This is a genomic window from Roseiconus nitratireducens (assembly GCF_008629675.1).
In the GTDB taxonomy this organism is placed as follows: Bacteria; Planctomycetota; Planctomycetia; order Pirellulales; family Pirellulaceae; genus Stieleria; species Stieleria nitratireducens.
In genome coordinates, this window is record NZ_VWOX01000003.1 from 158886 (window position 1) to 172553 (window position 13668).

Consider the following 13668-nt stretch of genomic DNA (forward strand, 5'->3'; position numbering starts at 1 on the left):
GTGGCAGGATCGTAAATCAGGTGAGGGAAATTGCCAACATGCGGCCCAATCGGGTCGTCGTTCACCACCGGCGAGGCGGCCCCCGCGAATGGCGCCCAACGCCCGACGCCCGACAACCGGTGAACGGTGACCAGTGACTGCTGACCAACAACCCGAGGCCATCGTCGCGCGGCCGGTTCGCGGCACCGCCGGCTCGCTGGACAGATGCCCCCCCGCCACGTAGGCTTCCCAATTCCTCGTTTGAAAACGAATTGACGGAGGAGAAGTCGTCAAAAACTTCGGTTTTCGCTGCTTCCGACTCAGTCCGCCGTAAGCGCGGCAGCTTCCCGGCCGTTTTCAATCCGATGCCGCGCCCCAGCGAACTTTGATGCTTGCCAGCGGTCCTTGATTTGGCGACCGTAAACCGGTCGCGTTCAGTTTCTGCATGACGTTTCCTTCGATCCCTGCCCCCGCTTCCGCGCATCCATGATCACCATCGTCGACTACCAAATGGGGAACCTCCGCAGCGTTCAAAAAGCGATCGAACATGTGGGGGGTGAAGCAAAAATCAGCTCCGATCCTCACGAAATCGCCACGGCGAGCCAATTGGTGCTGCCCGGTGTGGGAGCCTTCGGCGATGCCATGGCGGAGATCAACCGTCGCGACCTGGCCCAACCGATTCGCGACTTCGTCGACACCGGCCGGCCGTTCCTGGGGATCTGCTTGGGGCTGCAGTTGCTGTTCGAGCAGGGTTTTGAGCATGGCACCCACCGGGGCCTGGGAATTCTGCCCGGCGAGGTGGTCCGATTCGACCTGCCGGAATCGTTCAAGGTTCCGCACATGGGATGGAACACCGTCCACAAAACCGCTCCCTCGGCGATTCTGGATCAGATCGCCGATGACACGCACTTTTACTTCGTGCACTCCTATTACGTGCGCCCGGCCGATCCTTCGCTGACGTCGCTGACGTGCAATTACGGCCACGATTTCTGTGCGATGGTCACCCGGGATCAGCTGTTCGCGACGCAATTCCACCCCGAAAAAAGCCAAGCCAACGGGTTGAACCTGCTGCGAGCTTTCAACAACCTGGCCTCCGCGACCGAATCGCAATCCCATTCCAGCTGACCCAGTCCAGCTCAGAGGTTTCGCTTGATCGGGCCCAGTGAACTTGATCGGTCCCAGTGAAGTGATGTCCTGAACGGAAACCCGCTGCAGGATGATCAATGCGAGGGCTTCCTCCGTCGGGCGGCGGCAGCGACGGGGTGACAAACGCTCTCCGGCAGAGCTAGCATCTGTGCGGAGAGCGTCTTCAACGCCGATCCGCTTCCCTAGGTTGTGTCGTCCCCTCCTCGCCCTATTCGTCGCCGTGCCCGAAGCAAATTCACCCGCCCCTTTGCTGCTGACGCATCCACGCGAGGGCGACACGGTGTCGTTCGTCTGGCACGGCGACCGATTCGTTCACACGGTCCGTTTGGGCAGCTTCTCGGTCGCGAGCGAGTCGGCAGACTCCGATCCAACCTGGCCCACGTCGCCGCCGATCCAACAACTGTCGATCGAAACGCTCGGGGGACACCCGGTGGCGCTGGGGGTGGGTGGCGCGGGGCAAAGCCATTGGAGTCTGAGCGTCGAACCGACGACCGACGGCTTTCTGTTCGACTGCGCCTGTCGCGTCAAACAGCAGCCGGGTTGGCTGGGCAGCAGCTACCCGACGCAACCTGGACTGTCGATTCTGGCACATGACGGATCGGTCATCCGGCAAGACGAAGCCGGTGTCCGAATCGAACCCTCGCCGGTGCTCTCCGATGCCGGCACCTATCGTTGGAAGTACGAAATCCGACCGAGCTGATCTACCGAGGCCCCGCGTTTTACCCAAACCACCCGTCCTAGCATTTTTTTTCGGCGGGGCACCGCGGACGTAAGCCATTGCCGGTCACAGACTACTGGCGTGCCAATCCGAACGGCCGGCAAATTCTTTTTATCTCGCCTATCTTCCCCCTAGTCGAAGTCGACGCCATCGAGATGCTTTGCGGCCGATCGCTTTCGCCGCTGGCGTTGGGATCCCCTGGACCGGCCTGGTTTCGCGGTCGCGATCACGTCTGATCGCGCTGGGGTGTAGGGAGCAGCCGGTCGCCGATTTTCCCTGTATGGAGATACAAAGTGCGTTTGCTTGTGAAATTCGCGTTTGCGTGGTTGGCCGTCTGCACCGTTTCGTTGATGGCCTCGGACGTGGCAGCCCAATCGACACGCGTCGTCACGCCATCCCCGTCCACATTCCAAACCCAATCCAACGCGGCGATCGTCTCGTCGCCTTCCCGAATTGCTCAGCCGACCGTCAACGGCTCTCCCGTGGTCAGTTCCCCGCAGCCCCAGTCACTGCAGACTCAGGGCACGCCGATCCAGTTGAACCCCGGTGAGAAGTTGATCTCATCCTCCGGAACTCCGGTCGTCTCCTCCGGCACGATCGTCCAGGCAGCCCCGACCGCCAGCCCGCAGGGCGTGACCCGTTCCGGCACGGTCTGCCCGCAGTGCGGGCGCATCCACGGCTCCGCCGGCGCCCCCACGGCCAGCAGTTCGGTCGCCCAAACGTCTTTCCAGACGACGGCCCCAAGCTCGACCAGCTCCGGCGTTCGCGGCGGTCTCCGCAACGTGCTCTCGGTGTTGAACAGCCAACGGGCTCGACAGGGGCTCCGCAGCCTGCGATATGACCCTACATTGCAAGCGGTCGCCGAACGCCGGGCGCAGAAAATGGCCAGCATGGGCCTGAAGAGCCATCCGCCGGGGTCATTCTCTCCCGGTCGGTATGAGGGCGTCGGCTGGTCCAGCTCATTTTCGCCCAATGGAGTGCACGCGTGCTACACGAGCAATCCGAGCATGACGGTCGCGGGAGCGGCGGCGGTGACCGGACGCGACGGCGTCTACTTCGCGGTCGTGTATCGCTAGGTCACGCTGCTTCACCACCGGCCCGGCGGGTCCACCTGCCGGCTGGTGCTGCCGTGAAAGGTTTCTCCCGGCCAACCCTCGCTGGGTTGGCCCAGTTTGCCGTGGTGGTTTGGGCAACCACTGCAGCGGCGGCCCTGGGCCAAGACGCCGTCAGTCAAAGTGGCGCGGCGTCTCCGTCGCTGACTCCGCTCGTAAATCAGGCCTTGCCAGGGGAGCAGTCCTTGCCGACAGCGCCGGCGATGCCCGGAGTCGCTGTCCCCACGCCTGACCAGGCACGGCAGAACGTGCAGCAGTTGCTGGACTTTGTGGCCCAGCGGCTGCCGCATCAGTACGACGGCGACAAGGATTGGGGAGACACCAAAAAGATTTGGGCGGGCGTTCGGATCCGACGCGACGGACTGAAGCTGTCCACCCATCGCCGTTGGCGTGAAGTTCGCCACGGCCTCCAGACACGCTATCAGATCCGTTTTCCGGGTCCGGCCGACTCCCCGGCTCCGCTGGCCTTCGATGTCCGCTCCGTCACGCCGGTGTTGCAATTGGCCCCCGAAATCGAGTCGCCGGCATCACCGTCGTCCTCCGCACCGAACCCGCCTTCCGGACCGATCACATCCGCGACGGGTTTGACGGGCTGGCTGATCGAATGCGAAGCGAAGACCCCGCTGGAATTCACCGCGCGGATCGAACGTTGGAATCTGGGAATCCAATGGTACAGCATCGAAGTCACCGGTGAGTTGACCGTCAGACTCCGCTTGCGAGCCAACCTCAGTTCCCACCTGGACTATTCGGAGATTCCTCCGGCGATCGTGCTCGATCCCGTCGTCGAACATGCATCGCTGCACCTGGACCGCTTCCGGGTCGACAGGGTCAGCAAGGTCGGCGGCGAAGTCGCCGAGCAATGGGGCGAAATCGCCGAGACGGTCACCAAGGAGATCTTCCTGGAAGATTTCAACCGCAAGCTGCCGGCTAAATTGAACCGAACAATCGACAAGCACCGTGACGACCTGCGTTGGTCATTCGGGCTGTGACGCAGCCGAGCCGTGTTGCTCAGCTGCGTCTTGTGCCTCGCGCTCACGCATTCCAGGATGCGAGTCGACTCCGCTCCGGATCAGGTGGACACCGCCACCGGGGCGGTGCTGAACACGAAATCCTGGCCGTCATAGTCCACGATCACGGTGGCTCCCTCCTCATACTCGCTTCGCAACAGCGCCGTCGCCAGCGGGTTCTGCACTTCGCGTTGAATGACCCGTTTCAGCGGACGTGCCCCATAGGTCGGATCGTAGCCCAACTGCGAGATGTGATCGATCGCCGCATCGGTGACTTCCAACTTCAGGCCGTTGTCCTCCAGTCGCCGCGCCAATTCCTCCAGTTGCAGCGAAACGATGCTCCGAATTTGATCCTGGTCCAGGGGACGGAAGATCACGGTGTCATCGATCCGGTTGAGGAACTCGGGAAGGAATCGGGCGCGGAGCGCTTCGTGAACGGCTTCCCGCATGTCTTCTTCGCTTCCACCTTCGGCGGCAATCTTTTGAATGACCTGGCTGCCGGCGTTGCTCGTCATCACGATCACCGTGTTGGTGAAATCAACCGTGCGACCGTGTCCGTCGGTTAGACGGCCATCATCGAGCACCTGCAGCAGGATGTTGAACACATCCGGGTGGGCCTTTTCCATTTCATCCAACAGGATCACCGCGTAGGGCCGCCGACGAACCGCCTCGGTCAGCTTGCCGCCTTCTTCGTAACCGACGTATCCGGGAGGCGCGCCGATCAACCGCGACACACTGTGGCGTTCCATGAATTCCGACATGTCGATCCGCACCATCGCGTTCTGGTCGTCAAACATGATTTCGGCAAGCGCCTTACAGAGTTCGGTTTTCCCGACACCGGTGGGTCCCAAAAATAGGAACGATCCGATCGGACGATTGGGGTCCGACAGCCCGCTTCGGCTCCGGCGGACGGCATCGCTGACCGCTTGCACCGCTTCGTCTTGACCGATCACGCGAGAATGCAAGCGTTCTTCCATCACCAGCAACTTGGCGCGTTCGGTTTCCATCATTCGGCTGACGGGAACGCCGGTCCAGGATGAAACGACCTCCGCAATCTCCTCGGAAGTGACTTCACGGCGCAGCAATCGCCGTCCTTCGGCTTCCTTCCTTTCACCGCTTTCGGCCGCTTCGGATTCGTGCTTCTCCAACTCTTCCAGTTTTTGTGCCAGCTTGGTCTGCCGTGACTGCACCTCCAACATCTCTCGATAGAGCTCTTCGGGGTTTTCGCCGCGCAGCTGTTTCTGCTTGGCTTCGGCATCCAGTTTCGCAAACTGGTGTTCCAAAGACTCGGCTTCCTGGCGAATGGATTGAACACCTTCCAGCCCGATCTTTTCGCTTTCCCATTGCACCCGCAAATCGGCCAACTCTTTGCCCAGCGAATCCATTTCCTCCTGGATTTCTTCACGCCGCGCCGTGATCGATCGATCGGTATCGTCCTCATCCTGCAGTTGTCGCTGGGCGAGCTCCAATTGACGCAGGCGGCGTTGAATGCGATCGATCGGCTCCGGCACGCTTTCCTTTTCCATCGCCAGTCGGCTGGTCGCTTCGTCAACCAAGTCGATGGCCTTGTCGGGCAGGAAACGATCGGTGATGTAGCGGTTGGATAACTGCGCCGCGGCAACCAGGGCGCTGTCGGTGATCCGAACGCCGTGGTGCGATTCGTAGCGCGACTTCAGCCCGCGCAGGATCGCGATCGTATCCTCCACACTTGGTTCACCGACAAAGACCGGCTGGAAACGTCGCTCCAACGCGGCATCCTTTTCGATGTGCTGCCGGTATTCGTCCAGGGTGGTGGCACCCACACAGCGGAGAGCCCCGCGGGCCAGTTCCGGCTTGAGCAGGTTGGCCGCGTCGGGTGAACCTTCGGCCTTTCCGGCGCCCACGACCAGGTGCAATTCATCGATGAACAGGATGACCTGGCCGTCAGAATCCTTGACTTCGCGGAGCACGGACTTGAGCCGTTCTTCGAAGTCCCCACGGAACTTGGCACCAGCGACCAAAGCCCCCATGTCCAGCGCGATCACCCGCTTGTTCTTCAAGCTGTTGGGCACATCGGCTTCGAAAATCCGCAGGGCCAGGCCTTCGGCAATCGCCGTCTTGCCCACCCCCGGCTGTCCGATCAGAACGGGGTTGTTCTTCGTCCGCCGCGAGAGAACCTGGATCACACGTCGGATTTCGTTGTCGCGTCCGATCACCGGGTCCAGTTTTCCGTTGGCGGCCAGTTCGGTCAGGTCGACCCCGTACTTTTCCAAGGCCTGGTACGTGTCTTCGGCGTTCTGGTCGGTCACGCGAGCACTGCCCCGCACGGCGCTGGCGGCCTTCAGCACGTCATCGGCATCGATCCCGCACAGCGAGAGCAGGCTTTGCGCTTTGGTCTTCGCTTTGGCGATGCCCAACAGCAAATGTTCGGTGCTGACGAACTCGTCGCGCAAGGATTCGGCCGAGGCGGCGGCTTCGTTGAGCGCCGATTGCAATTCCGAAGCGATTCCGGGCTGCCGTCCGCCGGTCACCTTGGGCAGCTTCTCTAATTCGCTGTCGGTCAACTGGTGCAGTTGATCGGTATCGGCATTCATCTTGGACAACAACGCACCGGTGATGCCGTCGGATTCATCCAGCATCGCGGCGAGCAGATGCAGTGACGTGATCTCCGGATTTCCGGCGGAGCTCGCGCGGCCCTGCGCCTCGGCGATCAGTCCCTGGGCTTTGGTCGTCAATTTATCGAATCGAAATGTCATCACTGCATCTCCCCGTGAATCGTCCCGTCCGCGGTTCGGCGAAGAACCGGCCGGTGGTTGTGCGGGACGTTGAACTCTTGTTTCCGCAAATCATTTGGTTGGGCACATACCGCCCCCGGCCCCCGAATGGACAGGGGCTGACGGCACAAAAAAAGACGGGCGACAGGGCACCCGTCTGTCGATCGCCGCGGGCGGGCCGCGGCGTGATCGTCGATTGACCCTGCGGGCGAATCAGTTTTTCACTTCAAAGTCCGCGTCGACGGCGTCATCGTCGTCGGAGTCACCGGCGGGCGATGCCGCGCCGGCGGCCGAACCGCTTGCCGATCCGGGGCTCTCAGCACCGGCGGCGGACGTTTTCTCGTAAAGGACCTTGCTGAAGGCCTTGGCGACGGCGTCCAGTTCGTCGGTCGCCGCTTTGATCGCGGCAACGTCGTCGGCTCCCATCGCGGTCTTGACCTTTTCAATGGCCTTGCTGAGCGGCTCCTTGTCGTCGTCGGACAACTTGTCGGCATGCTCGGCCATGTCCTTTTCAAGCTGGTGAATTTGCTGATTCGCCTTGTTGCGGGCTTCGGCCAATTCGAACTGTTTCCGGTCCTCTTCGGCATTCATCTCCGCATCGCGACGCATCTTTTCGATTTCGTCTTCGCTCAGGGCGCCGGCTTCGTTGATTTCCACCGACGCTTCTTTGCCCGTCTTGAGTTCCTTCGCGGACACGCTCAGGATCCCGTTCTGGTCGATGTCGAACTTGACTTCGATTTGAGGCACACCACGCGGTTGCGGCGGAATCCCCTCCAGATTGAACTCGGCAAGCAAGCGGTTGGCGGTCGCCATCTTGCGTTCCCCTTGGAAGACGCGAACCGTGACCGCGGATTGGTTGTCGGCGGCGGTACTGAACACGTTTTTCTTCTCGACCGGGACGGTCGTGTTCCGCTCGACCAAGGGCGTCATCACACCGCCTTCGGTTTCGATGCCCAGGGTCAGCGGGGTCACGTCCAGCAGCAACACGTCGGTTCGGTCACCGGCCAAAACGCTACCTTGGATCGCAGCACCGATCGCAACCACCTCGTCGGGGTTGACGCCCTGGTGCGGCTCCTTTCCAAAGATCTTCTTGACCAGCTCGCGGACCTTCGGGACACGCGTGCTACCACCGACGAGAACGATTTCGTCGATATCACTGGGTTCGAACCCGGCGTCCTTCAAGGCCTGCATCACCGACGGCTTGCACTTTTCGACCAGGTCATCGATCAGCTCTTCGAACTTGCTGCGCGTGACCTTCATCGTCAGGTGCTTCGGACCGCTTTGATCCATCGTGATGAACGGCAGGTTGATGTCCGTCTCGGGAAGACTGGACAATTCCTTCTTGGCCTTCTCGCAGGCTTCCTGCAACCGTTGCAACGCCATCGGGTCGTTCCGCAGGTCGATGCCGTTGTCTTTCTTGAATTCGTCGGCAACGTAGTTGATCAGGGCTTCGTCAAAGTCATCGCCCCCGAGGTGCGTGTTCCCCGAGGTGCTGATCACCTGAAAGACTCGGCTTTCCTGATCCTCATCACCACTGTCGGCCACTTCCAGCACCGAAACGTCGAACGTTCCGCCACCGAGGTCGAACACGATGATCTTTTCGTCTTTGGTCTTGTCCAAACCGTAAGCCAGGGCGGCCGCGGTCGGTTCGTTGATGATCCGGGCGACTTCCAACCCGGCGATCTGGCCGGCATCCTTGGTCGCTTGTCGCTGGGCGTCGTTGAAGTACGCCGGCACGGTGATGACCGCCTTGTTGACTTTGTGCCCCAAGTAGGATTCCGCGGACTCCTTCAACTTGCGAAGGACCTTTGCCGAGATTTCCTGGGGCGTGTGTTCGGCGTCACCCACGACAATTTTCACGTACTCGTTCGGTCCGCCGGCGACACCGTAGGGAACCATCTTCTCTTCGGATTCCACTTCGTTGTGACGGCGTCCCATGAAGCGTTTGACCGAATACACGGTCCGTTTGGGATTGGTCACCGCTTGGCGACGCGCCGGCTCGCCAACGATCGTCTCGTTCTTATCGGTGAACGCCACGACACTGGGGGTCAGCCGGTTTCCCTCCGCATTCGGAATCACCTTCGGTTCGCTACCTTCCATGATGGCGACCACGCTGTTGGTGGTACCGAGGTCGATTCCGATGATCTTTTCGCCTTGAGCCATAGCAATGCGTCTCCGTTGATTTCGTAACTGGTCGGATGAGGTCGCCTTCGGCTCGATCCGCGATCCGGCCTGACGACGTGTGAGTTGATAAAGTGGATTCGGGTTGAACGACGTCTCGGGTGTCGCGTGACGGTTCCGATTTCGGAAGCCAACTGCGATCACGACAACGTCGCTGGTGTCGGACCGAGCGTCGGACCTGAGCGAAAACTCTGCCTGTCGCTCGCGTGTCCGCCGCCTGTCGTTTTCGCCCACTCGGACGACGTTTGGGGTTTTTCGCAAAGGCCGTGCCAGAGCCGAAATCGCCGCGAGATTTTTCTCGCTGCCACGACAAATCCGTCGCAAACCGTTGAGATGAAGGCCTTTTCAGAAACCACGCAGGCGAAAATCTCCTTTTTGGCAGTCCGCCCGTTTCGCGGTTTTGACGCGGGAAATGGCCGATGCCAAATTGACAGTTGCCAGGTTCCGTCGACCGCCGCCGGCTCGCGGAAAGAATCTTGGAAGATTGATTGTCAGAAATGGAGTTCGGCTGGGTCTTCTCCACAGCAAGCCGGTGACGTTGCCAGGACGTCTCGGTGACTCATCGGATCCTCCAAAACGCACCACCTCCTCCCGCGTCTGCCATGAACCGCTGGCCTGAAACACAGACGACGCTGCTGCAACGCATGTCCGATCCTCGCGACGACGCGGCCTGGCTGCGATTCGACGAGCTTTATCGGCCGGTGATCTACCGCTACGCCCGTGCACGCGGGCTGCAACACAGTGATGCCGAATCGTTGGTAGCGGAGGTCATGTCGCGCGTGTTTCGGGCCGCCCGGCGCTGGGCCGCCGCGTCCTCAGGCCCCAACGACGGCCACCGCACCAGAACCAGGGCCGATGCAAACCGTCCGGACGAACGCCCCCAACACTTTCGTGCCTGGTTGTACCGCGTCGCCGAAAACTCGCTGCTGAATCTGGTCACCCGCCAACTGGCCCGCCGCGGAACCGGAGGTACGAGCCACCAACTTTCCATGGCCGGCCGGCCGATGCCCGACGAACTGTCGCGAGAGATCTGGCAAACCCAACATCAACAACAACTGTTCATGCGCGCCGCCCGCGCCGTCCAGTCTCAGGTCGACTCGGAACACTGGGAAGTGTTCTGGAGAACTCACGTCGACGGAGACTCGATCCCTCAAACGGCGGAACGCTTTGCGCGCTCGACCGGATCGGTTTACGCGATCCGCAGCCGCATCCTCAAGCGATTGCGTGATCAGGTCAACCGAATGAAGCGGCTGGACGACGCTTCAACCCCTGACGGAGAAACGGCATGAGTGAATCCGTTCAGCCGGAACGCCGCTGCCCGTCGGCGGCACAGTGGGAACATTGGTTCCATGCCGACGGTCAAAGCCATGACGACGAGAACGTGCTGCTGGACCACTTGGAATCCTGCGTGAATTGTCAACGTCAGGTCGATCAATGGTCTGCGGACGATCCGTTTCACGCGCAGTCGCGTGAGATCCTTCGCAACACAGGGTTGTCCAGCCTGGACTGGGGCCAGCACGCCGTCGACGGCGACGAGAACCTGGGATTGGCGGCAGCGCCCCATGAAGGCCTGATCTTACTGGTGCAATCCCTGTTGGCCCCCAGTGAAACCGAGCGATCACTCGGACGGCTGGGACGGTTCGAAGTGATGGGAATCGTCGGCAGCGGAGGCATGGGCATCGTGCTCAAGGCCCGCAGCATCGATGTCGATCGTGTCGTGGCCATCAAGATCCCCCAGCCCCATTTCTGGCAATCCTCCGATGCTCTGTTGACACTTGAACGCGAAGCGCGGTCGGCGGCCGCCGTGGTGCATCCCAACGTGATCGCGATCTACCACATCGACCGCTACCGCGATCTCCCGTACCTGGTGATGCCTTACCTGCCCGGCGATTCGCTGCAGCGCCGGATCCACGACGGCGGGGCGCTGGGACCGTCCGAAAGTCTTCGCATCCTCCGACAGATCGCAGCCGCCTTGGCCGCAGCCCATCGCTGCGGCGTCGTTCACCGTGACGTCAAACCCGCCAACGTCTTGTTGGGCGCAGGGACGGACCGCGTCGTGCTGACCGACTTCGGATTGGCCAAGGTCCAATCCGACGCCACCTGCACCGCGACGGGGACCTTTGCCGGGACGCCGATCTACCTCTCGCCCGAACAGGCCCGTGGTGTCGGCGCCGGACCGGCCGGCGACGTGTACAGCCTGGGAACCGTGTTGTGGACGATGCTTTGTGGCCGTCCGCCGTTGGCCGGCCTGAACACCCACGCCATCGTCCGTCGCATCGCCGATTCCGATCTTCCGAATCTTCGTGACGAAGTCGAAGGGCTGCCCGACTGGCTGTACCGCTTGATCGATCTGCTGCACGCCCCGGTTCCGGCCGATCGCCCGTCGGCTTCCCAGATCGTCCAATGGGTCCAGATCTGTGAACAACACCTCAGTGACGGCCGCTCGGTTCGGCTGCCGCCGGCATTGGAATCTCCGCCCACCGGACGCCGCCGAAGATGGGCGATTGCCGGAGCTTTGATTGCGGTGGTGTCGATGGTTTCGCTGTCCGTTTGGATGCCACCACGATCGCAGCCGCCCCCGGCCGAGATGCATCCGGAGAAACCCGCGGCGGAGCCCGCTCAGCGCAAACTCAACCCAACCGCCGACACACCGGACACCGCGGAATCGGCTTCGCAAACGACCGAATCAGAAATCGTGCTGCAGTCGCCGCAACCAACGTTGCCGAAGGCCGAAACGCCGGCAGCCGAATCGCCGGCAAACAAGGAAGACCAGTCTCGTCCACCTCTCAGCTTGGAGGCAATCGAATGGTTGGACCAAACAAAAAATGACCTGCAAACCATGCAACGTGAAACACTGCCTCGCTGGGATGCAGCGATTGATTCCTTGGAAACGGAAACCGGCAGCGATTGATGTCCCTCGAAACCATCTCCGCTGCCATCCAAACCCTCGCCGACTCTTCTTCTCACGACTTCGACTCCGACCCAATGACGGCACCTCCCATGAACACGACGCGCGTCTCAATCACCTGCTGCCTGCTCTGGCTGTGCGGAGTCGTCCAACTTCCGATGGCAATCGCCGACCAGGAAGTTCTGTTCCTCAAACCGGATGGGTCGCCAGCCGGTGATGTCAAGGTTTATCAAACCCCCGTCCATCACCCGGGAGGCATGGGTGAAATGGGAATGGAAGACATGATGATGATGGACATGGAGGGCGGCTCTGGCATGGGAGCCGCCGGAATGGAAATGGGCGGAATGTCGGGGATGGGAGGGATGGGATCGATGATGATGGGAATGGGAGGCTACGACTCGGCCTCGATCGCGGGTCGCGTGCTCTTCAAGGGAGAACCCGTCGGTGATTTCAAGGCGTTGCCTTCACACAGCGGCGGCAAAGTGACATTCTCGTCGCCTCAAATCGCTGAACCACAACGAGGCCCTCACCGCTACAACGGAGATGTCCTGGCGGTCAGCGATTCCGGATTGAGCTTTTTGCCGGCGGGAACTCCGCTCAAGCCGACCGTCAAGCTTCGGCGGGGAGGCCAGATCCGCGCCGCTACGCCGTCAGGCATCGATCCCGCCCGCTACCAACTGTTGATCTGCTGGCAGGACGGGTTCGCGTGGCCAACCGATCCGATGGTCACGGAATTCCCGAACGTCAAAATCGCGGGGAACGTCGATCTGTCCAACTGGCGGTTTCAACCACGCTTTCAGGTCTACCAGACCTCACCGTTCGATCGCCCGATTGAACTTCCTCCCGGAGAGTCTCGGATCACGATCGTCCCCAAACCGTTGCCGGGCGAAGATGCCAAACCACTCAAAGGACGCGAGTTGTTTGACCTCCTGACCGCGGGCGGCCCCAGTCAGATCGTGCTGGTTCGGGGCAACGAGAAGCAACCGATCGACGTTACATTTCCGCCCCTGCAAACGATCCAAATCGACCTGGAACAAGACCGCCGCGACCCGCTTCCCGACTGGGGAGATCAATCGAGTCGGGTCTACCGCCTGGGCAATCCGGATACCAAGCTGAATGTGAAACCACAGACCGATCCGTTTGGAAATGTTCCATCAGTCTCGATCAGTTCAACCTCCGAGTTGACTCTGTACTTGAACCAACTTCGCCAGTGGCGTTCTTCCTACTTCACCGGCCGCACACCGTCGGTCGTCAATGAAGATTCCGTTCAATTCGACGCCATTGCTCCGGGGACCTACTACCTGAACGAAGAAACGCCGTCGGAAACGGTGACCCTGCCGGTCGATTCTCCTTCCTATCAAAATGGCATTGTCCGATTTCAAATTGGAACTCGCCAACTTGGCGTCGAGCTGCCTCTTTTCCGAGTCGAACAGCCCCCCGAAGCCGAAGCGTCGACCGAGCATCGTCAAACCACCGAACATCTATCTAACAGCCCCAATCAGCCGAGCGCCGCGGACGATGCCACGACCCTGAAAACCGTGCGGCAACTCCTGGACGAAGTCGAGACCGCGATGCGACGGATGTCGCAGCACCGTCAGCGGTTGTTGCGATTGCAAGAAACGTTGACGAAGCGTTCCGGCAACCAGTCACCGAACCCACGTCCCGCCAAGAGCCCACCTGCGACCGCTGATCCGTTCGGCGGCGCCCCTCCATCGGACTCAGACGACCCTTTCAGCCCAGGTCCCGGCGCCGATCCCTTCGGGCAGGGTTCGGACAATCCGTTCGGCCCGACAACCGGTGATCCGTTCGGCGCTTCAGAAGATCCGTTCGGCGGGGCATCGGGGGATCCGTTCGGCGGATAGCA

The 13668-nt window shown here is 61.1% G+C and carries 9 protein-coding genes; 7 read left to right on the forward strand and 2 right to left on the reverse strand.

Going from position 1 to position 13668, the window contains the following annotated elements; translation table 11 throughout:
* The first annotated feature begins 465 nt into the window (after window positions 1-465).
* The 4 genes from hisH (at window position 466) to FYK55_RS06040 (ending at window position 3944) form a co-directional block, all read left to right on the forward strand.
* Window positions 466-1104 (forward strand): imidazole glycerol phosphate synthase subunit HisH, encoded by a 639-nt coding sequence (gene hisH, locus FYK55_RS06025; protein WP_150075488.1) that lies wholly within the window; start codon window positions 466-468, stop codon window positions 1102-1104.
* 241 nt (window positions 1105-1345) lie between these two features.
* Window positions 1346-1825 (forward strand): hypothetical protein, encoded by a 480-nt coding sequence (locus FYK55_RS06030; protein WP_150075489.1) that lies wholly within the window; start codon window positions 1346-1348, stop codon window positions 1823-1825.
* 311 nt (window positions 1826-2136) lie between these two features.
* Window positions 2137-2919, forward strand: coding sequence for a CAP domain-containing protein (locus FYK55_RS06035; RefSeq protein ID WP_235908461.1), 783 nt, complete (start codon window positions 2137-2139; stop codon window positions 2917-2919).
* A gap of 53 nt (window positions 2920-2972) precedes the next feature.
* A complete protein-coding gene (locus FYK55_RS06040; RefSeq protein WP_150075490.1) occupies window positions 2973-3944 on the forward strand; it encodes a hypothetical protein in 972 nt (323 codons plus the stop codon).
* A gap of 80 nt (window positions 3945-4024) precedes the next feature.
* On the opposite strand, the gene clpB is transcribed toward FYK55_RS06040, so the two are convergent.
* Both clpB and dnaK read right to left on the reverse strand, forming a co-directional pair.
* A complete protein-coding gene (clpB, locus tag FYK55_RS06045) occupies window positions 4025-6697 on the reverse strand; it encodes an ATP-dependent chaperone ClpB (protein WP_150075491.1) in 2673 nt (890 codons plus the stop codon).
* Window positions 6698-6928: 231 nt separating this feature from the next.
* Window positions 6929-8878 (reverse strand): molecular chaperone DnaK, encoded by a 1950-nt coding sequence (dnaK, locus tag FYK55_RS06050; RefSeq protein WP_150075492.1) that lies wholly within the window; start codon window positions 8876-8878, stop codon window positions 6929-6931.
* Between the two features lie 620 nt (window positions 8879-9498).
* Between dnaK and FYK55_RS06055 the strand changes: the two genes are divergently transcribed.
* The 3 genes from FYK55_RS06055 to FYK55_RS06065 are packed head-to-tail and all read left to right on the forward strand — an operon-like array spanning window position 9499 to window position 13666.
* A complete protein-coding gene (locus FYK55_RS06055; RefSeq protein WP_150075493.1) occupies window positions 9499-10185 on the forward strand; it encodes an RNA polymerase sigma factor in 687 nt (228 codons plus the stop codon).
* A complete protein-coding gene (locus FYK55_RS06060; protein ID WP_150075494.1) occupies window positions 10182-11807 on the forward strand; it encodes a serine/threonine protein kinase in 1626 nt (541 codons plus the stop codon). Before FYK55_RS06055 ends, FYK55_RS06060 begins: the two co-directional genes overlap by 4 nt.
* Window positions 11807-13666: a hypothetical protein gene (locus FYK55_RS06065; RefSeq protein ID WP_161604330.1), complete on the forward strand. Its 1860-nt coding sequence runs from the start codon at window positions 11807-11809 to the stop codon at window positions 13664-13666. The genes FYK55_RS06060 and FYK55_RS06065 overlap by 1 nt, the downstream gene beginning before the upstream one ends.
* Window positions 13667-13668 lie beyond the last annotated feature (2 nt).